Source organism: Brevibacillus sp. DP1.3A, from assembly GCF_013284245.2.
GTDB lineage: Bacteria > Bacillota > Bacilli > Brevibacillales > Brevibacillaceae > Brevibacillus.
Genome location: NZ_CP085876.1, coordinates 516,931 through 539,777, shown reverse-complemented (window position 1 = coordinate 539,777; position 22,847 = coordinate 516,931). Strand labels below are relative to the sequence as shown.

17 protein-coding genes are annotated in these 22,847 nt (G+C 45.7%); 5 read left to right on the top strand and 12 right to left on the bottom strand.

Annotated elements, in window-relative coordinates; genetic code table 11:
* Positions 1-42: 42 nt before the first annotated feature.
* The 5 genes from HP399_RS02805 to HP399_RS02785 form a co-directional block, all read right to left on the bottom strand.
* Positions 43-4,032 carry an ABC transporter permease gene (locus HP399_RS02805; RefSeq protein WP_173619748.1) on the bottom strand — a complete coding sequence of 1,330 codons (3,990 nt, stop codon included), beginning with the start codon at positions 4,030-4,032 and terminating at the stop codon, positions 43-45.
* Positions 4,033-4,932 (bottom strand): S-layer homology domain-containing protein, encoded by a 900-nt coding sequence (locus tag HP399_RS02800; protein ID WP_173619749.1) that lies wholly within the window; start codon positions 4,930-4,932, stop codon positions 4,033-4,035.
* A gap of 36 nt (positions 4,933-4,968) precedes the next feature.
* The gene (locus tag HP399_RS02795) at positions 4,969-5,358 is read right to left on the bottom strand and encodes a thioredoxin family protein (RefSeq protein ID WP_173619750.1); all 390 of its coding nucleotides are present in this window, start codon (positions 5,356-5,358) and stop codon (positions 4,969-4,971) included.
* 183 nt (positions 5,359-5,541) lie between these two features.
* Positions 5,542-6,072 (bottom strand): YwgA family protein, encoded by a 531-nt coding sequence (locus HP399_RS02790; RefSeq protein ID WP_007724796.1) that lies wholly within the window; start codon positions 6,070-6,072, stop codon positions 5,542-5,544.
* On the bottom strand, positions 6,065-7,360 hold the full coding sequence (locus tag HP399_RS02785; RefSeq protein ID WP_015893687.1) for an HD domain-containing protein: 1,296 nt from the start codon (positions 7,358-7,360) through the stop codon (positions 6,065-6,067). The genes HP399_RS02790 and HP399_RS02785 overlap by 8 nt, the downstream gene beginning before the upstream one ends.
* A 314-nt stretch (positions 7,361-7,674) precedes the next feature.
* Between HP399_RS02785 and HP399_RS02780 the strand changes: the two genes are divergently transcribed.
* Positions 7,675-8,760, top strand: a complete 1,086-nt coding sequence (locus HP399_RS02780; protein ID WP_173619751.1) for a DNA sulfur modification protein DndB — start codon at positions 7,675-7,677, stop codon at positions 8,758-8,760.
* Positions 8,760-9,821 carry a DNA sulfur modification protein DndB gene (locus HP399_RS02775; protein ID WP_173619752.1) on the top strand — a complete coding sequence of 354 codons (1,062 nt, stop codon included), beginning with the start codon at positions 8,760-8,762 and terminating at the stop codon, positions 9,819-9,821. The genes HP399_RS02780 and HP399_RS02775 overlap by 1 nt, the downstream gene beginning before the upstream one ends.
* Before the next feature lie 138 nt (positions 9,822-9,959).
* Here the strand turns inward: HP399_RS02775 and HP399_RS02770 are convergent, their stop codons facing one another.
* The 5 genes from HP399_RS02770 to HP399_RS02750 form a co-directional block, all read right to left on the bottom strand.
* Complete coding sequence (locus HP399_RS02770; RefSeq protein ID WP_173619753.1) at positions 9,960-13,076, bottom strand: efflux RND transporter permease subunit; 3,117 nt, start codon at positions 13,074-13,076, stop codon at positions 9,960-9,962.
* On the bottom strand, positions 13,073-14,305 hold the full coding sequence (locus tag HP399_RS02765; protein ID WP_173619754.1) for an efflux RND transporter periplasmic adaptor subunit: 1,233 nt from the start codon (positions 14,303-14,305) through the stop codon (positions 13,073-13,075). The genes HP399_RS02770 and HP399_RS02765 overlap by 4 nt, the downstream gene beginning before the upstream one ends.
* Positions 14,306-14,339: 34 nt before the next feature.
* Complete coding sequence (locus HP399_RS02760) at positions 14,340-14,960, bottom strand: TetR/AcrR family transcriptional regulator (RefSeq protein ID WP_173619755.1); 621 nt, start codon at positions 14,958-14,960, stop codon at positions 14,340-14,342.
* Between the two features lie 126 nt (positions 14,961-15,086).
* Positions 15,087-15,815 (bottom strand): bactofilin family protein, encoded by a 729-nt coding sequence (locus HP399_RS02755; RefSeq protein WP_173619756.1) that lies wholly within the window; start codon positions 15,813-15,815, stop codon positions 15,087-15,089.
* A gap of 14 nt (positions 15,816-15,829) precedes the next feature.
* A complete protein-coding gene (locus tag HP399_RS02750) occupies positions 15,830-16,453 on the bottom strand; it encodes a YhbD family protein (RefSeq protein ID WP_173619757.1) in 624 nt (207 codons plus the stop codon).
* Positions 16,454-16,592: 139 nt separating this feature from the next.
* Between HP399_RS02750 and HP399_RS02745 the strand changes: the two genes are divergently transcribed.
* Entirely contained in the window at positions 16,593-17,606 is a 1,014-nt protein-coding gene (locus HP399_RS02745; RefSeq protein WP_173619758.1) for a hypothetical protein, read from the top strand.
* A 90-nt stretch (positions 17,607-17,696) separates the two neighbouring features.
* On the opposite strand, the gene HP399_RS02740 is transcribed toward HP399_RS02745, so the two are convergent.
* Both HP399_RS02740 and HP399_RS02735 read right to left on the bottom strand, forming a co-directional pair.
* Positions 17,697-18,617, bottom strand: a complete 921-nt coding sequence (locus HP399_RS02740; RefSeq protein WP_173619759.1) for an RluA family pseudouridine synthase — start codon at positions 18,615-18,617, stop codon at positions 17,697-17,699.
* A gap of 530 nt (positions 18,618-19,147) precedes the next feature.
* Positions 19,148-20,260 (bottom strand): aminopeptidase, encoded by a 1,113-nt coding sequence (locus HP399_RS02735; protein WP_173619761.1) that lies wholly within the window; start codon positions 20,258-20,260, stop codon positions 19,148-19,150.
* Positions 20,261-20,828: 568 nt separating this feature from the next.
* Between HP399_RS02735 and HP399_RS02730 the strand changes: the two genes are divergently transcribed.
* Together HP399_RS02730 and HP399_RS02725 are read left to right on the top strand one after the other, a co-directional pair.
* Positions 20,829-22,067, top strand: a complete 1,239-nt coding sequence (locus tag HP399_RS02730; RefSeq protein ID WP_173619762.1) for an MDR family MFS transporter — start codon at positions 20,829-20,831, stop codon at positions 22,065-22,067.
* Positions 22,068-22,269: 202 nt separating this feature from the next.
* The gene (locus HP399_RS02725) at positions 22,270-22,794 is read left to right on the top strand and encodes a hypothetical protein (RefSeq protein ID WP_228088437.1); all 525 of its coding nucleotides are present in this window, start codon (positions 22,270-22,272) and stop codon (positions 22,792-22,794) included.
* Positions 22,795-22,847: the final 53 nt, after the last annotated feature.

Genomic DNA, 22,847 nt, shown 5'->3' with positions numbered 1-22,847 from the left:
AGCTTTACAGTAGAAAAAGACAGAGAGGGGGTGCAAATATTTTTACTGAGTCGTATGGTTTCGGATTCCTTGTCGTTCCCATGCATTTGCAATGATACGGAAGGGTAGTTGATAATCTTTTAGTTCGTGTCCTTGCCCGGAGGCTTTATTTTGATAGGGGAAGCCCTTGTTTACATCAAAACGAAAGGAAACGGTGTAATAAACAGCATAGCTCGCATCCTTTTGGAAGCCATGCTGTTTATCCCCCATCAAAGGCGTATCTACGCCCACTTCACGAGCTCCTAGCTTGGAAGCGGAATAAGAAGGTCCTCTCCAGAGCTGGGGAGTCGCTTGTTGCAAGGCTAACAACGACTGTAACGACGTTTGGCGTAAGCCAGTTTCTGAAATCCACGCCCGCGCAGATGTCACGACAGGAAACTGGTTGCTCACAGGATGGCGGTGTCGATCCTGCAGCTCCACTTGTGTCAAAATGCGCTCCCCCGCGTAGTAATCATGTGGCTGGCTATTTGGATACCGGTCTCTGGCATGATACGCTGCCCATTCGGCTGTATGGCGAGTCGAGCCTGTTGCATTCGGCTCAAATACTTCAAAGGAGCGCTCTGCCCCTTTTACCGTAATGGTATAGCGTCCTGTCATTGTTTTGGATACGTTCTGTGGTTCACACATCTCTTCATCTTCGTCGTTCGTCGCGCAGCTCTCGTAGGACAGTTCAAAATCGACCTGATAATCCATCACGATGACAAAGCCGTTGATTTCTGCTTTGTACTTTTGCGATTGGAGTACTTGGCGCCAAGTCGTCTGCGTTGGGACCGTGGTTCCTGTGTACACAACCTCAGTGCCTGTAGATGCACTGCTTACCTGCCATTGCATCGGCGCTCCGGGGCCTGTCAGCTTCAGATCAAGCTGCGATGGTGTATAAACTGCCATGCTCTTGGCATCTGAAATCCACCCGGGATTCGCAGTGACGGTTACGTTTTTGATATCGTCCCCACTGACTGAACTCTCCAATTGTGCTTTAAATTGCGTGATTTTCTGATTGATCTCCTGCTCTGTTTTTTGGAAGCCTTCGTTTATTTTCGACTGATCAATGATCACGCGAATCGTAGCAGGCTCACGTTCCCACACGCCGTCTGTATGTAGCGGCAGTTTTTGTAGCTGTCGACCATCACTGTCATAAATCTCTAAGCCAATTTCACCGCCATCAAAATCGTCTCCACCATCAGGCGGCTCGGGAACTTCCCCACCAATTATTTTCACTGGCCAAGTCGCACGATTGTCCGTCCAGATCGTCTCGTTTTCCGGCATGGATTTCGCAGGGTTGATATGGGCAATAAAATCCTCGGATTTTTGTGGATACTTCGTCGGAACCGTGATCTTACGCACCTCACCCGGCTTGAATTCCTTCACGTCCAAGCTGGTTTCCTTTTCTGAACTAGCCCACCGTACAGCCAATTTCGTATCATGCGTTAATTTCCCGGCATTCTTCACGTTGAATGTAATCGTCCCATCGGTTCCTGCGGCTTGAGGGCTCTTCGGATCAATTTGAAAGCTCGATTTCACAATAAGCAAATTCTCTCCATCCGGTTTTGGAGCGCCTTTGCCGATTTGCACAAAAAAATGACCGTCGCAGCCATCACTCTGGGTTGAATAAAATTGCACCTTGTACAGCCCTTCTAAAAGTAGACCATTTTCGTCCCTCGGGAAATACACCCAGTGGCTATTTGTGGAGGTGTTTGAGCTATCGAGTGATTTTCCGTTTCGCTTTCTTTCCCAGGAGTTTGACGCAGGATCGAACCATCTCATAGAAAAGTGACTATCATCTGACAAAAACATACGAAACCGATACTTGTCTGGAATCTCATCTGCTGCTATTTCAATGGTTTCACCATGTTGAACATCCTTGCTCCACTTTTGGTTGTTTCGATTGATTTCTACTGACGCTAGAATATCCCAGCATTTTTGGTCGGATTCAATGGTGAATCGCACCTCCCCCGTACAGCCCGTCTCGGACTCGAACAGCAGTACGATTTCATCGCCAACATCTACGCTTGCCGGCAACATGAGCCTGAATGGCTCGTCCGCTGCAAGCTTGTCTGTTAACGCTGTTTTTCCTCCGGGACTCTTCCAATACCAGGTACCAGATACCTTCGAGGAAAACGATAGATTGGTATCGTATTGATCACCAGCCTCCGTAAAGTACTTGATGTATACGGGGTCTTTCAATGTAAAGCCTGAGCTGACTGATCCATTCATGCTTTCCCCTTCAGGAGAAAATGGCAGAGGTGGTTCGCTATGTACTAAAAACGCAACCTTTTTTTGATCAGCGATTGTGCAAGAAGCATCTTTTACGACGATCGTTATTTCCCAATTGCATTCAGGTCGCTCCCCCCACTTTGTCCCATCGAAGTTTAGCTTCAGTTTGTACGTTTTCCCTCGCTCGAATGGAAAATAGTACGGGTCATGAACATCCCCGTACGGAAGCTTTAAACTGGAGGAATCATAGGGTCCCCATCTGCCATTGTCATTTTCCTTGACTGGCAAGGTATAGCTTTTTCCGTTTGGAAGTGATACATCCCACTTGAGCGATGCCTCCGAGCTATCTCCGTGTTTGGTCGTGTATTTGGCTCGGAACGTAAGCGTATCGAACGGCATAATCTCAATCGTTTCACCGTTTCTTACTGCAGATGCCGACAGCGTTACAATGGGGCATGAGTCCTCCCCGTCTAGCGACTCTACTCTCAAATATTTCTCCCAGCACTCTGTTCCATCATCACTGATGTAGACGACTTTTACCCGTCCAGAGCTACCCACTCTACCTGTTGCGACCTTCCGATTCCCATTCGCTCCAGGCTTCATGTCATAACCATTCATTGTGTATTTTCCTGGTTTATTGGCAGATAGGGTGATATCGGCATTTTTTTCGACAGCAATATCTGAGCCGCCGCTTGCAACAGCATTGTGGTCTTTTATATCCTTGTCGCCAACGACTTGAATGTTCAGTTTGGTTTTTGTTGATCCGATCGAGCAGGCTGGACCTGGGTCAGGCTTTTCGGGATCGGGTTTTTCCGGTGGAGTTACATCACCTACTGTGAATTGTGCAGTATAAGGTGTCGAAACGCTTATGCTGCTTGATCCTTGGCGGCTTCTTTGATGCAGGTCGGTAATTGTTAGCGATACTTCATACACGCCTGGCTCGGTAGGCTTATATTCGGTATTTTTATAGGTCCACTTGTAGCCTGGGGGACTGCTTGTCTCGTTTACTGAGGGGATAGCCGTGCTTGGATCGTTGAATTTTTGATTAGATAAGATGCTCTTGTATCCACGTCCTGTTGACTTGTTGATCACATTTAAAGACCATACAAAAATGCCGCGGTCATAGTAAGAAAAGTCCGTGGCATTTGCATGGATCTCAACTGTTTCGTTGAGGTTGTATTTGGTTTTGTCAGTGGTTATGCTGCCGCTGGGTTGTGGGGTTGTTCGAAAGTGGCCTACTGAGATGTATCCGCCTTTGCCGTCTGGGACGAGGTTGTCTCCTTTGGTGTAGCCTGCGCCGCCTGATGCGGAGGCTAGTTCTGCGAGGTTGTAGGCTTGGTAGGCATCGAAATCAATTGCAGTATCGCTGGTAATTTTCTTACTATAAACATTAGCAGCCCCTCCGAGAATATAGTTAGGGTTTCCACCAAATCGATTGATCCAGTAAGCAGCTTCGTATTCGTCAACGAAGTACCATCCTCTGTCGGCCTTTTTGTATATATCTGCAAACCCTAATACTTTATTACTATCAATGGCCCGATCTACTTCAATCTGAGAAACTGTTGCACCAAGAAGTCCATCTATCTCTTCGATTTGAAGTACATCGTACACACCTTCTGGTACAAGCACCTTATTTGAATTAACCGTTGCGACTTTAATATTATGATAGTTTGGTGAGGCACCCGCAAAATTTGGATACGTAGTAACCAAACCAACTAATAGAAAAAACACAAGCACAGATAAAGTAAATTTTCTGCGCTTAATTAATAACATATGCATTTATTTCGTACCCTTCTCTGTATAAAATTTTCGGGTGTAATTAGTTTGTTCTAGAACAGGCAACTTTGTATATTTGTAGACTCCTGCATCGGTTGAGTCATTGTAGTTTATTATCAAAAAGGTTATAAAACTTACGTTATTTACAGGAATGTTAAAAGATTGATTGTTTAAAAAACCTTCTCTTCCGTCTGGCTTTTTATTGACTTGAGCTATGATCTTAAAATCACTATCACCCTTAGGCACCTTCCCACTAATCTTCCCATTCACAACCTTTAAGCTCTTATGAAACTCATCAGCAAATTTCGCCCCTTGCTCAAGCTGCCACTTATCCTTCCACAAATAACGCAAAATCTCCGCCGCTTCCCCTCGCGTCACAGGTAAATCCTCACGAAATTTAGGCTGACCACTAGGAGCTGGCTTCATCCATCCCCACGTGATAAGCGCCCCGGTATTAGTTAAATTCGGATTCTTTTCACCGCGAATCGGCTTCCATGCAGCATACACCAGCGCTGCCGTTTCTTCCTTCGTTAACAGTCTGTTCGGCTCAACCTTCACCCCCGCCAAAATCCCCGCTTTCTGCGCCTTCTCATAGCTCATCTTCGCCCAGTGCCCTGCTGGGAGCTGTGGCACGGGTGCTACCTCCTTCAATTCGCGAATGGCTACTAAACTCGCGATAAACTGCCCCTGCGTGATTTGACTATTCGGATAAAAGTTCCCCTTGCTATCCAGCCATAAGTATTTCTTCTGTACACCGAAATCAATAGCTGCCTTTGCTGTATGTGAAGCGTAATCCTTCGCTGGCGCAGCAGCTTGTACGGTAAGACTGTCAGCAACTCCAGTAAACCCTGCCATTGCAAGGACAGATGCTAGTAGGTATGACATCATTGCACGTTTGTTCATGGAATGACCCCCTCTTTATCGGATATTTTACCTATATTATCCATTTTTAGAAAGAGTCTGATTTAGGTTCCTTTGCAAAAAGCTTCGCAACGTATTCTCGGGCACCGCCCCTTCCAGCTTATCAACCACCTTACCTTGTTTGACGACAAAAACAGTGGGGGTTGCCTCTGCACCTAGTCGCGACGCTTCATCCAGCTCTTTCTGCTTATGGATATCCAGTCGTTGGATCATTTCGGGTGGATATGCCTTCACAACTCTCTCGAATGTCGGGCCGAACTCTGTACAATATCCGCAGCTATCACTATAGACGTACACCACTCTTACTTCTTGTGCACTGGCTGTACTCCACGTACTTATACCGACGGCAAGCATAACAACACCGAGCACGATCCACAGCCACCATTGCTTGCTTCTACTCACGTCCATCTCCCTTTCGCGAATCAAAATGTTTCATACGTATGCACTTGTCAAAGAACGATGCCCGTATTATGCAGCTCCGAACTGAGACAAAAAAAGCCAGCCCCATTGGACTGGCTGACATGTATAAAAAAAAGACGTACCACAACTCTTGCAAGTTCGTACGCCGTGCTTTTCCTCGTATGATGTTCCCTATTGCATAAGTGAACTGCCGCCGTCTTCCTTCATCAGCGCACGCAGTTCTTCAATAAACGCCTGCCCTTTTTGAATCTCTTCTTCGGTGTAGCGCTGCTTGCTCTTAAACGTAAAGATTTTGCCCTTCATTTCCTCATAGGGCAGATGGTTGAAATACAGAATCGTAGAAACCAGCTCGAGAAAACGGGAATTCTCCTCGTTCATACGCAAAATCGCACGTTCTCCACTACCGAAGTCAACCTCATGAAACTTGAGAAAATCATGACCGGTTTCGTTCAAAGAGTAACGATACATATGAATAGCACCTTTACTCTCCATTTGCTCATCCAGAAGCCCCATGTTGCACAGCTCATCTACTCTGAGCGTCAGCTCTTCCGAATATGGACCGTACATGTGAAACTCGTAGCGCTCATCGAAATCCATCTCCAGATGTTTTCCTATGTACACCATCTTTTGCAATTTTTTTCGCCCGCTCACTTCGCCGACTATCTCAATCAGGCGTATGATCTTGGCGTGACGATTAAGCATCCTCCATCACTCCCAGACGTTCTCGAATCTTACGGGAGAGATCCCCCGGCAAAGCCATGACTTTATCCAATGGAAAGTACAGCTTGTAATCAAAGCGCCGCTTTCCGCTAATGGCCTGTACAATTTCTGACTTCTGTGACAGCTCGACCAGTTCGCCTGAAGGCATTTGGAGCATAATCGGAATGCGCTCCTCTTCTTCTCCGGCACGGTAAAAATCATACGGAAGATCGGAGGTTGTGTCTACCTCCAAATAATACATCGGATCAATTCCGGCAGATTGAAATAGTTCTTTCAACTCAGACAGCAAGCGGAAATCCCTCGGATTATATTCGACGTATTTAAAGAGATTCCTGTCCAAAAAACGGGCGCACAAATCTTTCAACACAGGGTCTTGCTCTCTGCGCCAGAGCTGCATATAGAAAAGAATAATGGACTCATCCAGCGCCAAATAGTCAGCGAGCTCTACCTTCTCCTGCAAGAAAGGCAGCAACATGACAGGCTCCTGCATGAACGGATAGCCTTGGGAGAATAAGAGCTTCGCCCTTTGAAAAATTTTGCACAAGATTACTTCGGCACTCCGTGTCACGGGATGGAAATAAACCTGCCAGTACATTTGATAGCGAGACATGATGTAGTCTTCGACAGCATGCATCCCGCTGAATTTAAAGACAATGCCATCCTCCTGCGGCCGCATGACACGCAAGATTCGCTCAATCTCGAAATTGCCGTAATTGACGCCCGTATAGTAGGCATCACGCAGCAAGTAATCCATCCGATCGGCATCGAGCTGGCTGGAGATGAGGCTTACGATCAGTTTATTGTCATATGTCTTATTAATCACTTCTGCCAATTTCTTCGGGAAGCTATCATCAAACCGACGAAGAATTCGGTTGATTTGCGTATCTCCAAGCAAAATGGCACGCGTCCAATCCTCGTGGTGATACTTGAACACCTTTTCAAACGAATGGGAAAACGGACCGTGGCCCACATCGTGGAGCAAAGCCGCACATAGACACAGCAGCTTTTCCTCATAAGTCAACTGAATACGGCCTTCGAATGTCTCCAAAATTCTGCGCATCAGTTCATACACGCCAAGCGAGTGGTTAAAACGACTATGCTCTCCACCATGAAAGGTAAAAAAACTGGTGCCCAGTTGCCTGACTCGGCGCAAACGCTGGAATTCTGCCGAGTTGATCAAATCCCAAATGAATTTGTCACGCACGTGGACGTAGCGGTGGACAGGGTCTTTGAATACCTTTTCTTCATGAAGAAGCTGTGGCTGTTGCATCCTGGACACTCCCTTCCTGTAACTTCTCTTTTTTATGATTAATGAGTAGTTGCCTTTATCATATCAGTTTCTCATAAGATAATAACTCTATAATTGATTAAAAAACAACCACAAATAGAAACGTACGTTCCTTTCAAAAAATATAAAAAGTCATTTAATTTTGATATAAATAGAAGTCATAATATAAATAAGTTTTACATCGAATGAAAACACATATTCAAATACTAAACAAAATAATTAGAATATTGATAAATCTACAAACTGATCTATACTATAAATAATACACGAACAGAAAATACAGGAGATGAGACTCTATGATAAAAGATTTATCCACCTTGAGCACTACATCCCACTACATAACGTTAAAAGGAGTTCAAGGAATCCAATTCAACCATAGTGTGATATCAACACAATGCACAGTGAATAATATACTAAAGTTTATGGACGTAGATAAAAGCGTTCAAAGAGATACGATTGAACAACAAATTTCAAACATATCTAAATATATTCAATATGGCTTAGATGGAAACGACATATATTTCCCACCCATGATATTTTCAGCACGAGGTAAAGGAACCTTTCATAATGAAACTAACGATTTCCATTTAGATTTAGACGATAAGATGTACATTTTAGACGGACAACATCGCATTAAAGCATTTGAATTATTAACAAAACGCTTAGAATTAAAAAATGACCCTATAAATAAAGATAAGTTAAAAAAAATTCTAAATTTCCCTCTCAGCATTCAAATTTTCACCAATCTAACAACTGATCAAGAAAGACAACTCTTCACTGACATAAATACCAAGTCTTCAAGAGTAAATAATACTCTTCTCATTATGTATAAAAATAATGATCTATGTGGTGAGTTAGTAAAAGAAATTATTCAAAATCATCCATCGATCTCAGAAGATCGATTTGAAATTAGAAGTAAAACAACAAGAACTAAATTAATGACATCCGCTACTCTATACTCACTAATTAACGTATTAAATGAAGGGTTATTAGGCGGGCCGATGGTCATAAAAAGCAAGATAAATCCAGATAACTATAAATTATACAAAAAAAGAACTGAAGAATTTCTCACTCTATTAATCAAATACGCCCCAGAATATGCCTACGATAGAAACAAACACATAATTTTCATTCCAAATATCATCTCTTCAATTGCCCTCTTCATTTATACTACACAGAAAAAAAATCCAGCTATAAGTATGGAATTATTATTTGAAAAAGTTATTAAATCATTTGATTGGACTCACAAAAATAAAGAACTAAGAAATTTAGCTGTAAGTTATAATCCAAATACTAAGAAGTACAATTTTACAACAGGGGTAAGAACAATAAAATCAATATCACAATACTTAGAAAAAATTTTTGAGGGGGGCAAAAAATAATGTTCAATATTAAAGCCTTTGGAACCATAGGTTTAATAAATTTCTCAAATGACAAAGGAATTATGACATCTCAGCTTAAAGTCAAAGATATATTAAACATTTATAGAATCGACTCAACAATTAATAGAGATCTATCTTACAATAGACTCCCTCAGATAATTAAGTATATTGAAAGCCTTGATGGCAATATCGGGGTATTCTTACCATCTCTAGTTTTCTCATTTCCAGAAAATCCCCATAATTACTATAGTCCACAGGTTCAGGAGCTTACTATACCACCTGACATAAAATTAACTGTAATTGATGGTCAACATAGAATTAAATCCTTTGAAAAAATGGTTTCTACTATTACTGATAATGAAAAAAAACAAAAAGTTTTAGAAAGCTATATGACTGTTCAAATTTATTTTGGATTAAACCGTGATGATGAAAGAAGACTATTCTCAGATATCAACTCGAATGCAAGAAGAGTCTCTATGTCACTTGTCACAAGTTACGACACAAGAGATATCATGAATATTCTTGTCAATGAAATATTCAACTCATCAAGTTCTTTACAGGCAGTTCAAATTGAATTCAACAAAAGTAAAATTTTACGTCCAAGAAACACACACTTTTCTACGAGTGTAAGAATTAAGAAATTTATCAGCATTCTTCTTTTCGGTAAAAGGTCACTTAGTAATAAAAATGAAGCACAAGTAAAAAAACAGTATGATGATCTTTTTAGTTTTTTAGACAAGTTTTTTTCTTTACTATTTGGCGTTCTCCCTAATACCCCAGGAGACGTTTTACAGTATGTCTTAGGACATGAATCTTTACAAAACGCATTAGCTCTACACCTACACAACAAAATAATTATAGATTGTGAGTCAGAAATCACATGGATTGATAATTGGGAAGAAGAAATTGAATTGCTAGGACTTATTGATTGGTCTATTCGTAATACACTCTGGCATCCACACATGATTATAGCTAGAAAAAATTCGCCATACGAATTTAAGGCATTTGTTGATTCAAGACATAATGACCTACTGGAAATCCTACAATCAGAACTAGGCTAAACAACCTAACCACTAGTTCTTAACTAACAGAGTCCATTAAGTTATATTCACATTTTTATACATTATAAAAAAATGTAGCCAAAGCAATCTTGTTGGCTACATTTTTCATGTCTGTTTATTTTCCTTTTAAATGTTCAATTACCCATCATGAGTCTCTGCCTCAGGCCCATACAAATCCGGGCGCTTCGCGGCCTTTTTCGCCAGCTGTTTGATCTTGTGCTGCGTCAAAACCGTATAGAAGGACGGTACGACGATCAAGGTCAAAAGTGTCGAGAACGCCAAGCCGGAAATAATAGTGACCGCAAGCGGTTTGAATAAAACGTCACCTGAAATAGCTAACGGCATCATACCTGCAATCGCTGTAAGCGAGGTTATAAGAATAGGCCGTAGTCGTGCCTCACACGCAGAAATAACCGCCTGCTTCAGCTCCATGCCTGTATGACGTGCCTCCTCGATGAACTCGATCAAAACGATCCCGTTACGCACCACGATACCCGCCAAAGCAATAATTCCCATCATCGTCATAAAGCCTAGTGGCGTCTGGGTCACGAACAAGCCGATCAAGCTCCCCGATACAGCGAGGTAAATCGTACTGGTAACCAGTACAGGAATGGTCAAGGAATAGAATTGCATCGCGATCAAAATCAGGATCAGGAAAACGACAAGAATCGAGAGTTTGCCCATGTCGATAAAAATATCAGTCTGCTCAGAGGTCTCGCCGCCAATCTCATAGCGGTATCCTTCAGGCAAGGACAAACTATCGAGCATCGGTTTGATCTCTGCCATTACTTCTGTCGCTGTTCTACCTTTCAGATCACTCGTAACTGTCACGCTCCGTGACAAATCGCGATGCGGGATCGTCTGTGTACTAAAAGTCGGTTTTACTTCCGCGAGCTGTGACAACGGAATCAGTTCTCCACGCGCATTGGCAATGCTGAGTCGTTGGAACAGCAATGCAGGGTCTTCCTCGCCTTTTTGCAAGAACAGCTTCATATCTATCAGGTCTGAGCCCGTATCAAACTCGCTGACGGTAATGCCTTCGCTCACCAGACGCAATGTCGTGGACAAGTCCGTGTAGTTGACGAGCTTTTGCTCCATCAGCTCTTTATTGACGACAAATTCCAAGGTGTAGCGTTCTACCCCAAAATCGTCTTGCACATTGTACGTTCCCTCTAATCCAGCAACCTTTTCTTTTGCTTGTGCAGAAAGAGAGCGCAGCGTCTCAATATCCTCTCCATAAAAACGAATCACGACTGGTTTTCCAACCGGAGGACCTGCCTCCAGCTGCTTCGTTAAGATACTCGCTTCCGGATACAGCTTTTTGAATTCCTCCGTCCACGGCTCCAGCATGTTCTCGAGATGGGTCTCTTTTTCATTATAACGAACCACTAGCTGTCCGACGGTAATACCGCTTCCGGCAGCTGTATCTCCACCGAACATTTTCGGTGCACTACCTCCCGCGTACGCAGATACTGTCTCGATACCAGGCTGCTTCAACACCCAGTCTGCCGTCCCACGCACCACTCGGTCTGTTTCTTCCAGACTGTTGCCTACGGGGAGACGGATATCGATGAGAAACTGCGGGCGATCATCGTTCGGGAACAATTCAACCGGAGTGAGCGGTATCAATCCATATGCTGCCGTTCCAATCAATACGCCAATCATTCCTGCCAAAAGCGGTCGCTTCAAAATTTTCGGCATGAACTTGCTCGCATACCACTTGGTCAACTGCAACAGTTGTTTCCCCAACAGTCCAGCGGGCTTACGATACCCTTCTACGCCAGCCTTTCTACGTTGCTCATACCATTGGCGAAAGATCGGGATGATCGTCAGCGACATGACCATCGACGCCAGCATCGTCATCGAAATAATTACGGGAACCGGTCGAATGAACTGCCCGACGTTGCCACTCAAAAACATCAAGGGCGCAAACGACGCAATCGTAGCCAGCGTAGCGGTCGTGATCGAAATCGATACTTCCTTGGCACCATTAACCGCCGCAGCCATTGGTTTTTCACCCAGGACAGACAGTCTCCGCTCGATATTGTCATTGACCACCACGGCGTCATCGACCAAGATCCCCAGCACAATAATCAAGGAAACGATCGAGATCATGTTGAGTGAAATACCCAGAGATGGCAGGAACATAAGTCCCACAGCCAAGGAAATTGGAATCGCCATCGCTACTACCAACGATGTGATCAGGTTCAATCCGAGTGCACACACCACCAAAACAGCAACGATGGCAATCATCATTTCCCGGGTCAAGTCGCTAAAAAGCTCATCGACGCGTTCATTTTGACTATAAATCGAGTGTCTCTCGGCCCCAGCTGGAAGTGTTTTATCCAGAGTCACCATCATCTCGTCTACGCGCTTCTGCAAGGACGGCACATCACTTCCCGTCTCTGCATTGACGCTGATCGTGATCGAAGGCTTCCCATTGAAATACGAAGTCGTTTTCACCGTCTCCGTCGTCATTTTGACCGATCCAATGTCCTTCAGATAGATCGGGAAGCCCTCTTTTGAACGGGAGATAATGACTTTGTTCAGTTCTTCGACATCTGTATTTTCCGCCAGCTTGAGCTGGTAGGTCCGTTTTTCTGTGGTCAGGTCGCCAAGCGGGATTTTTTCATTTTCCTTTTTGACAGCCATCATCACCTGACTCCACGTGAGCCCGTACTGGCTCAGCTTTTGCGTATCAACCTCGATGTGGACTTCCTGCTCCGGTAGACCTTCCACCAGTACATCCGCTACGTTTGGAATGGTACGAAGCTGTTCTTTCCACGATTTTAGCATGGTACGCATGCTGTACAATTCCTCACGCGTGTCAGCAGTGACCGCAAACGATTGGACAAACGTACGGTTCAAATCATCATTGATGATCGGTTGTTTCGCATCGGCTGGCAGATCAGCCTCTGCGTCCTTTACCTTCTTCCGCAATTCATCCCATTTTTGCTTCGGGTCTACGTCACTCTTTGCTTCCACCATGATAAAAGAAACTCCGAGGGAAGATGAGGAAGATATATAGTTAAGTCCCTGTAATTCATTGATTTTCTCTTCCAGCTTTTTCGTAACAGCCTGCTCGACCTTTTCCGGCGAAGCTCCCGGGTAAACGGTCGTGATCGTCGCCATGTTCACGATAATATCCGGCATTTCTTGCTTAGGCAGTTGAAAAAAGCTGAGGGAGCCTACAAGTACAATCATGCTGAAAAATAGGAGCGTGATTTTGCGCTTTTGTACGATGTACTTGATCACGGTTGTGTACCTCCTGCCGCCTCGATTGGGTCACCGTCAAACAAACGGTCCACCCCTTTGACGATCAGTTGGTCTCCTTCTTTTAATCCGTTCTTGATCTCGAGCTTGTCACTTACAATCTGCCCGATGACTACGCTTGTTTTGACAGCCTTGCCGCCGGCATTGACGAAGACATGCGCGTCATCTTTTCCTCTACTGATGACTGCTTCTACTGGTACGTAGACACCTTCCTGCCCCGTTACCGTTTTGGTCGCTTTCACCACCTGACCAGCAAACCAGTCACGAGCTTGGTTGGCGATTTGGACCTCTACGCCAATCGTTCCGGTATTTTGGTTCGTGGCAGGAAATATTTTTGTCACTTTGCCATCCCGTTTTTGTCCATACAGGTCTAAGGAGATCGCCTCGCCTACTTTCCAGGCAGAAATCTCACGGTCAGGAACAGGCAATACGACTTTTAATGTGTCGATGTTGCCAACTTGATAGACGGGGCTACCTGAACCGACCAAATTACCTGCAGACGAGAGCTTCGCGATGATCGTCCCGTTAATCGGCGAGCGAAGCTGCGTTTTGGCAAGCGTATTGGCTGCCACTTCTTTGGCGATGACCGCCTGGTTGAAAACAGCCTGACTCAGCTGTTTGTCTTCTACACGAGCCCCTTGAGTAACCAGCGAATAGGACTGCTGTGCATTTTGCAAATCCTTTTGCGCAATCGTCAGTCCATTTTGTGCACTTTCAAACTCGCTTTTGGAGATGGCGTTTTGCTGATAGAGCTTTTCAATCCGGTTGAAATCATCCTGCATTTTTTGCAGAGCGACTGTTGCCTTCTCCACCAGTAATCGCGCCTGCGTCACTTCTTGCTCTCTCGCCCCATTAGTTACCTTGCTAAGATTCGCCGCACTCTGCTGCATAGCAGCGTTTGAAGAGGCGACTTGGAGCGAGTAATCCTGGGCGTTCACACGGGCAAGCACATCTCCTGCTTTAACCGTGTCTCCTTCTTTCCGGTTCATCTCCACGATACGACCGCCTACTTCAAAAGAGACGAGTGCTTCCTCCAAAGGAGCCAGTGTACCAGACAACTCCGTGACGGTTACAGCCTGCTCCTTCTTCACTTGTGCAACGACGACATTCTTCACTTCCTTCTGAGGTGCCGAAGCAGGTTGTTGCTCGCTGCAAGCCGTCGTTGCCAATAGTCCGATCATCATTACAGATACAAGCCATCTTCTCTTCATGACTTCCTCCGCCCCTATGTAGCTATGCTGTTTTTTATCGCTTGATGCCTTGTAGCAAGATTTCAGAAGCATTTTCAAAAAGCTCTTCTTCTGCCCTTCCGATATCGAGATTGACCCGATACTTCGCCATGAAGGCATAGAAGAAAGTGGAGACGAACATAAGAGCTGCCGTGAACGGATCTCCCTTTGGCAAATGCCCTTGCTCCTGAAACGCTAGGAGCTTGTTGGACAATACCTCGACTGCGGTCATCGGCAGGCTGCTGAACATCTGCACGACTTCCGGGTGGTTATCCGCTTCAATCATGCAGATCATGAAAATTTCTTTGCGCTCGACCAATAAGCCGTAATACGTACGTGCGTAGCTGACTAGCATTTGCTTGAGATCAGAAAACTCGCCTTGCAACCCTTGCTCCAGCTGCTCCCGGACATCCATGATTTCTTTCAGGAGCTCTGTCAAGATGCCTACCTTGTTCTTGAAGTGACGAAATACCGTCACCTCATTCACCCCTGCAAGCTCAGAAATCTTGCGTGTAGTCGCTCCCTTGTATCCCTTTTGTGCCATTAGCTGACGTGCGGCTGATAAAATTCGCTCACGGGTTTCCTGTTCCTCTTCGCCTCTCCCCCCCAGCTTCTGTTCTATATCTGGGTGATCCATAACGCACCTCCGTGCCAAGCAAGCAATTACTTGCATTATCATTTTTTCCAACCTCATTATAAATAGGAACTGCATGTATGTAAACACTTGCATGCAGTTCCAAATGTTAATTTTTCCTTGTCAGCCTTACCGTTGTGTCTTCGTCTTAATCTGCGAGCTTGGGTCTTGCTTGCATTCTGTGCTGTATTCGACCAGGTCGATTTCGCAGTCTGGTCCAATCTCGATCTTGTTGCCGCGAACGACCTTGGCCTTTGTGTTTTCCAAATAGATTTCGTCACCTTCAATCGTCTCTACGGACAAGGTATTGTTGAGAAAATGCTTTAATAACTTGCCCAAGGTGCTATTCCCTGTTCGACGTACCTCGATGTGCTCTCCGCCCATTTCTTTTGCTTCACAGCTGCCATGCAGAAGTACCTCGATTCGCCCTGCATTCAGCAGTCCTCCGATACTAAACGCACCGTTTGCCCGAAATACTTCCGCTTCGCAATCCCCTGCGGTTTTCAATGATCCGAGAACTTTTACATCCTCGCCTGCCATATTGCCCTGTACTTTGACATTGCCACCGACCTTTAGACTCATAAAATTCAAGTCGTCCGCAACATCAAGCTGACCATATACGGATAACGTATCCATCTTCACTTTGCCTTTAATCGTCGCATTGCCCTCTACTCTTGCCGATGATCCAGTGAGATCTCCCGTGATACTGACATGTCCCGCGCAATGAAGCGACTCGCACTCTACGTCGCCATTAATCTTGCCGTAACCCTGCACATCTACTTTGTTGTAAACGCCACCCGTAGCATTCACTGCTCCATGAAAGATCAAATCTGGCTTGTTATTGTTCTCGTTCTGCATGGTATGGTCTCCCCCTACAAATATTTTCCTTTTAATTCCTCGATGCAATTGGCTAGAATGAGCCGCGTCACTACCTTTACTCCGCTATCAAAATACAATTCGGTAGAGCCAGACACCAACACGAACGTGGAAATCCCCATCTTGCGCATAAAGATCAGCTCACACGGCTTCCCTTCGAATTTGGGATAGTGGCTAGCCAGTACCTGTAGCAATCCGCCGCCTTCTTCTACACTCAAGTCTCCAGCTGCCAAAAGCTTTTCCAACACATAGGCGTATAGTGCCTGCTGGAAGGTAAAGGTCCGTAAGCTCCCGAGAAAAACGTTAAACACTTCTAAAGAAGTAGTTGAAACAATGTTTCGTGCCAATAATTCATCTGCGGTCAACGACGTTCCACTCATACTTGGTGAAAACATGTCCGCCAATTCATCCAGCGATAGGTCGTCTTTCATGTTCAGAATCTTGTCGATTCGAGCCAAAATCTGTTCACGTGGGAAAAAGGTTTCTTGCCCTGTAAAAGTCGCTCGGCGAATGAACCACTCCTCTGGAATCAAGTTCTTTCGTTTCCAACGGTACAATTGTCCGTACGAAATGCCAGTTAGCTCCAGCAGGTCCTTCTTCGAGATATGATTTGTGTCCAAGTGAAGCACCTCCAAAAACAATGTAACATAACACTGTTACGTTATTCAACTACAGACTGTTTGACACTCGGGTGACTGTCACAAAATCTCTTTAGCTGGATCAAATAAGTGATTTGAATGCAGAAAGGGAGCATGACCTATGAAAAAACAAACACTAGCGGTGACAAGTATGATTGCCTTGCTGTTATCCGTTGCATCTCCATTTACAAACACACAAGCGCCAGCATATGCAGCTGGTCAGACGCCAGCAGTAGAGCCAGAAATGAAAACCCTTGCTCAGTTAAACAAAAATGTCGTAGAAGCGGCGAAACAAGCGATGCAAAAACAGGCTGGCGGCGTACCGATCGAACTGGACGAGATTATGGGAGAAACGGCAGATTGCTGGGTGATTGCGGCCAAAAACAACAGAGGTGAGGTGCTCGTTACCAAGCAGGAGGGCAAGGTTGTATCCGTATCCGTGAAATTAAAATGGAGCGAAGTAGCTGCTGATTTGCAAAATATAGCTACGAGCACATTAAAAGGAATGGATAATCAGCATACCTTTACAATTGATTGGGTAGAACGGATCAATTGGGAAAAAGAAAACATTTGGCTGTTCAAAGGGCAAAATGCATCGGTCAGCATTGACGCTGCCACTGGGAAGGTCAACGCTGCGACATTGAATTATACAAACGAGCAAATGAACCCCAATGTGGTCGATACAGCGCAAAAGACACTGAAGTCTCTTTCCAGCGGTAAAGCATCGGCTCTGCTCCCTGACGTAACACTAGTGAAAGAATCGCAAGACCGCTTGGATCAAGTATGGATTTTCATGGATACCGAACGAAAATACAGAATCGTCATAGGGGCGAAAACAGGGAAAGTAGTGGCAGCGACCATGATCAGTGAGTTCAGAGATGGGAACTATACCGCGGACGAAGATATTCCCAAGGTGTTTGCCAAACCGTTCTTTACAAAAGAAAGGGCGATTGCTGCTGCCAACCCGCTGATGAAAAAGGTTTTCAACCTCGATTTGACCGGATACAATGTTTCGTCCAAATATAACGTATATACGTTTACGAAAAAGGGGAATCCGACTGTTACGGTATCGATCAACCATAAAGGAGTCTTCTATGATTTCGCCGTTACGCCGGAAAATGGCTTGATTAACTAGGGAAACTGGACGCTGGCCGGACACAATCTCCCTTTACCAAATACACAAATGAAACCACCTAGTAAAGGTGGTTTCATTTGTTGTCCATTCTTATTTAAATTCCGCTTGCATCAAGCGTTTCATATCTGATGGTATCGGTGCCTCGACTACAATCTCTTTTTCGAGAAGCGGATGCAAAAAAGACAACTTCGAAGCATGCAGAGCCTGTCGACGTAACAAACCTCTCGCTCCCCCGTACATCGTATCGCCAGCAAGCGGGTGTCCAATGTGGGCAAAGTGAACACGAATCTGATGGGTACGACCCGTTTCCAGCCAGACTCGCGCAAGCGTCATTCCCTCAGAGGTCTGTTGCACCTCGTAATGCGTGATGGCAGGATCGCCACTCTCCACGACACGGCGCTTCGTAGGATGACGCGCATCTCGGCCAATTGGCGCATCAATCGTTCCAGCTCCCTCTGAGAGCACGCCACTGGCAACGGCAAGATACTCGCGATGAATGCCCCCTTCGCGCAGTAGCCTGTCAGCCAATTGATGACCGTAGCTGCTTTTGGCTACGAGAATAGCTCCTGATGTATCTTTATCCAGACGATGCACAGGATGTACGCTCTTCTGCTCACCACGTGCAGCAAGTGCATGTACCAACGTGTCGGTCTCTTGTTTAATCGGGTGCACCATCATGCCTGCCGGTTTGTTTGCAATCAAGAGATGATCGTCCTCGTACAAAATATCGATGGACGGCATTGGTGTGATCGGTCCCTCGGGCTTCGTATCATGCTGGGGCTGGCTAGACGGTAGCTCTTGTCGCTCGATGACCCGAACAGCGATTGTATCTCCTGCTTTTACTTGTCTTTGCAGGAAGGGCTGCTTGCGATTGAGCAAAACCCCCTTGCTTCTCGTCAGCCGCTGCATCATACGACCCGACACGTTGAGCTTTTGCCGGACGATTTGTTCTACGTTCATTCCCGTGTCTTGTTCACTGACGATGTATTCGATCCACTCTTTGCGGCTCACGTCTAATCCCTCTGTTCCATGCTTTTTTCTTATTGTAGCAAAAGGTTGCCCGAGATGCTCGTCTGTAGTCGTCCTCTTACGTTTGGCGGTGGGGGAAGCCCTGCCACATGTCTTCCAGTCGCCTGTATCCTCTCTTCGTTCGGGCGGTCTCCTTCCAGACATGTGACAGGGCTTACGAACAGCTTGTGATTACTTCGTGCTTTTAGAGCGTTTTGGTTGATATTCAGGGGAGAGTGTATGTAATGAAACAACAGCCCCGTAGGAAGAAGCGCATTTCCAGTCCAAGCGCCTCTGGAGCCCAACCCAGCTCCGGAATAAATGGCGGGGGTTTTCAGCTTCACTTATGAAACCCTTCCTCGAAACTTCTACGTTTGAAGCGCTCCCGCCATTTATTCCGGAGCGAACAGTCAATCCCCCTTGCAGGGCGTAGGCCGAAGCGTAGACTGGAAATGCGCTTCTTCCCTCATCGACAGCTACGTTAAAATGTGAAAAAACCACCACGCTAAGCATGATGGCCCTGTTATATCAACTTACCCTTTTAAGTTTTCCGGATTGAGTCCTTGCAGCTCTGGCAAAACGAACAAACCGTCTTTGCGAATCAGCACATCATCAAACCAGATTTCGCCGCCGCCGTACTCAGGACGCTGGATGTTTACCATATCCCAGTGAATTTGGCTGCGGTTGCCATTATCTGCGTTGTCGTATGCACGGCCTGGAGTGAAGTGGAAGCTGCCGGCAATTTTTTCATCGAACAAGATATCATTCATTGGATGCAGGATGTACGGATGCACGCCGATAGCGAATTCCCCGATGTAGCGCGCTCCTTCGTCCGTATCAAAAATTTGGTTGAGTCTCTCGGTGTTGTTAGAAGTTGCTTCGACGATTTTTCCGTCTACAAACTTCAGGCACACATTTTCGAATTTCGTACCCATGTAGCTTGTTGCTGCGTTGTACGTAATGGTTCCATTCACGGAGTTACGCACTGGGGCTGTAAAAATCTCGCCGTCTGGAATGTTGCGCAGGCCAGAGCAAATGATACTAGGGATGTCCTTGATCGAGAATTGAAGATCTGTTCCAGGTCCAACAAGACGCACTTTGTCCGTGCGATCCATCAATTGCTGCAAAGGCAAAAAGGCTTCGTGCATCTTTTTATAGTCCACGGAACATACATCAAAATAAAAATCTTCAAAAGCGACTGTAGACATGTTGGCATTTTGCGCCAAAGCCGTGGTCGGGTAGTTGAGTAGTGTCCAACGTACATTGTTCGTCAGGTAGTCATTCAATTCTTGCATCACACTTTGGTGTGCACGACGACGCTCTACCGGGACATCGGCCATCTCACTGTCGTTGGACGGACCATTGATGACGATATATGTATTCAAATCTTTGTACATTGGCTCTTCCCATTTTGCCAAATGAGTCGCACGCTCTGCACTTGCACCGAGCATCAGCTCACGTTGGATAGACGGGTCAATAATCCGTACGAACGGATAAGCTTCCAAGTCGTACGCCTGCTTAACCAATTCCTTCGCTAAAGCGTGACCCTCGCCACGAACTTCAATCAACAAGCTTTCTTTTTCCTTCAGGCGTACAGAATGGCTCAGCAAGTTTGTAGCCAGCTTGACGATGCGTGTATCCAGCATGCGATATCCCCCACATTCCTAACATGATTGGTTATTGTTAAAAAATATTTTACCGAATGAAGGTACCTTTTTCAATTCTCGATGTTCTTGGTACTATTCAAAAAAAACCAAAAAATTATCTTGCATAAATTCGACTCTTTCGAGTATTCTAATCAACAAGAGTTTACCTATGTAAAAAATTTGAAAGACGGGAGTGCTGAGTTCATGGTGTTTTCTGTAGTTATCTTCGCTTAGGTGGGGCCTCTTCTAAGGGGCACTGCCTCTTACAACCCTATCAAAAGCTAGAAACTGCAGGATGCCTGAACCGCTTCCGTCTTTTTCTCGATATGAATTGCGGGCCATGTTCTCGGGTGAACAGTCGGTTTACTGTACCTAAAACCATAGGTAGGTAACCGTCTCTCTTTTGTACCCCGTTGAACTGGTGATTTCCCGCCACCCTTGTATCGTTTGATAAAGCGCAAGCGGAAGAGCAGAGTCTCTACCCCGCTTGCGCTTTTTTACGTGGAATTTTTCCAAGAAGAGAACCGAGGTCAAAGCACCTGCAGAAATGAATGGAGGAATTCGTGTCATGATTTGGCGTTCGTGGGATCTTAACTTGAAGGTACGTCTTTTTGGCGAATTGATTACGCACACCTTCTTTTGGATGTACTTTCCGTTTATGGCGATTTATTTTAGCGATACGTTCGGGAAGGATGTAGCGGGGCTTCTGTTGATGGTGCCGCCGCTGCTCGGGATGCTGTCCAACCTGTTTGGTGGATATTTGGCTGACCGGGTAGGGCGCAAGTTTACCATGCTGCTCTCGCTCTGTACATCGACCGTGATGTTCGCGCTGTTTGCTTTCTCCCCGTCCCCTTGGGTCGACTATATTGCCTTCATCGGGATCGGGATCGCTGGTGCTCTCTACTGGCCTGCCAGCTCTGCCATGGTGGCTGATTTGACCACAGAAGACGATCGACGAATTGTCTTTGCTACCTTTTACACAGCGATGAACGTCGGGGTGGTTGCGGGTCCCGTATTAGGTTCTGTCTTTTTCGTCCATTATCGCCCGCAGCTGTTGATGTTCTGTACCATCGTTGAGTTACTTTTTGCAATCACCGTCTTTTTCCTGATCAAAGAAACGCTACCTGAACACGTCCGTCAGGAGAAGGCGAAGGAGCGTTTTTCCCTGATTCAGCAATTCAAGAGTTACGCCATTATTTTCCGAGATAAAGCATTTGCCCTGTACATTGGCGCAGGGATTTTGATCGCCATTGGATTCATGCAGTTGGATATTTACATGGCGTTGTATGTCAAAGAGCATGTTATGCAGCAACCATTATTTTCGTGGGGCAATTGGACTTATTCTGTCGGCGGAACCAGCGCATTCGGCTGGCTCATGGCCTTAAATGGTTTTTTGGTGGTTCTGTTTACACTGCCGGTCACACGCTGGTTTGAAAATTGGAGCGATCGCAACAGCCTCGTCATCTCCTCCATCTTATTCGGTCTCGGTCTGTTCTTGATGGCCTTTACGACGGATATTTGGCTTCTGTTCGGCTGTATGGCGATTTTGACATTCGGCGAGCTGATGCGCACACCAGTTGCCCAGAGCTTCATCAGTAAATACTCGCCGGAGGATGCACGCGGTCAGTACATGGGAGCCTCTTCGCTCCAGTTCTCGATTGGTCGCTTCATCGCTCCCCTGACGATCGGTCTATCCCAATGGATCGCTCCTGTTGGCGTATTCGGTGTCATCTTGGGCTTAACCTTAGTCAGTGCGTATCTGTATATCATTTTGTTCCGCATGATTGGTGCCAAAGAAGTTAGCTAGAGTAGAGCATGTCCGTTCTACCAAATCCCCTCCTCTCATATAAATGGGTCATAGATAGCTTGACCAGGAGGGGATCGTCACGAACCAGCCGAATGCCTTTGCAGCATTTAGAGAACAGCGAGGGGGCGTTTACCGAACTTCTACCTATCTTCAGTGGGGACCGAATTCAGAGGGCCATCGTTCTCTTGGGAGCTGTCTCTTATTGAACCCTGGTAGTGCCAAGCTTTTTCGTGAAAGACCTGCATCCGGCCATAGCATCATGGGTCAAACCACACTCGATCCCACCATGCGACAATTGATCCGGTTGGTGGAGGCGATCTACGGAAAACGGGCATTGGCAGGCAGATTTCATATTTACAACCTGTTTTCCGTACAAAATGCTGCTGCCGTTAGTGCCATTTCTCATTTCGAGCAACTCATTCATGAAAAAGAGACGACGCTCGAGGCTCAGCTTGTATCTACGCAGGAACTGCAAAAGCATCCGTGGCTCCTGCTCGGTTGGGGGCTTTCACACCACCATTCCTGGCAGCATTTTTCTTCGCTCAAGAAACTGTGGAAACAACGGATCGCAGCAGCAGGGGTACCGACTTTTGGCAAGCCCTGCCCCAAAGGAATCAATTACTACCATCCGAGTCCCCCTCTGCATGCGACGAAAGAAATGATCGTGGAGGAGCTGGTGGAGATCTATAGGAAAACGATTGGGCGAGAGTCTGCCCATCCGATTTAGATAGAAAAAAGAGTCTGTCTCCCCACAAAGAGGAAACAGACTCTTTTCCATTT

Bases quoted from the DNA above. Each gene is read 5' to 3' on its own strand.
- HP399_RS02805 (WP_173619748.1), bottom strand. From the start codon at position 4,032: ATGCATATGTTATTAATTAAGCGCAGAAAATTTACTTTATCTGTGCTT.
- HP399_RS02800 (WP_173619749.1), bottom strand. From the start codon at position 4,932: ATGAACAAACGTGCAATGATGTCATACCTACTAGCATCTGTCCTTGCA.
- HP399_RS02795 (WP_173619750.1), bottom strand. From the start codon at position 5,358: ATGGACGTGAGTAGAAGCAAGCAATGGTGGCTGTGGATCGTGCTCGGT.
- HP399_RS02790 (WP_007724796.1), bottom strand. From the start codon at position 6,072: ATGCTTAATCGTCACGCCAAGATCATACGCCTGATTGAGATAGTCGGC.
- HP399_RS02785 (WP_015893687.1), bottom strand. From the start codon at position 7,360: ATGCAACAGCCACAGCTTCTTCATGAAGAAAAGGTATTCAAAGACCCT.
- HP399_RS02780 (WP_173619751.1), top strand. From the start codon at position 7,675: ATGATAAAAGATTTATCCACCTTGAGCACTACATCCCACTACATAACG.
- HP399_RS02775 (WP_173619752.1), top strand. From the start codon at position 8,760: ATGTTCAATATTAAAGCCTTTGGAACCATAGGTTTAATAAATTTCTCA.
- HP399_RS02765 (WP_173619754.1), bottom strand. From the start codon at position 14,305: ATGAAGAGAAGATGGCTTGTATCTGTAATGATGATCGGACTATTGGCA.
- HP399_RS02760 (WP_173619755.1), bottom strand. From the start codon at position 14,960: ATGGATCACCCAGATATAGAACAGAAGCTGGGGGGGAGAGGCGAAGAG.
- HP399_RS02755 (WP_173619756.1), bottom strand. From the start codon at position 15,815: ATGCAGAACGAGAACAATAACAAGCCAGATTTGATCTTTCATGGAGCA.
- HP399_RS02745 (WP_173619758.1), top strand. From the start codon at position 16,593: ATGAAAAAACAAACACTAGCGGTGACAAGTATGATTGCCTTGCTGTTA.
- HP399_RS02735 (WP_173619761.1), bottom strand. From the start codon at position 20,260: ATGCTGGATACACGCATCGTCAAGCTGGCTACAAACTTGCTGAGCCAT.
- HP399_RS02730 (WP_173619762.1), top strand. From the start codon at position 20,829: ATGATTTGGCGTTCGTGGGATCTTAACTTGAAGGTACGTCTTTTTGGC.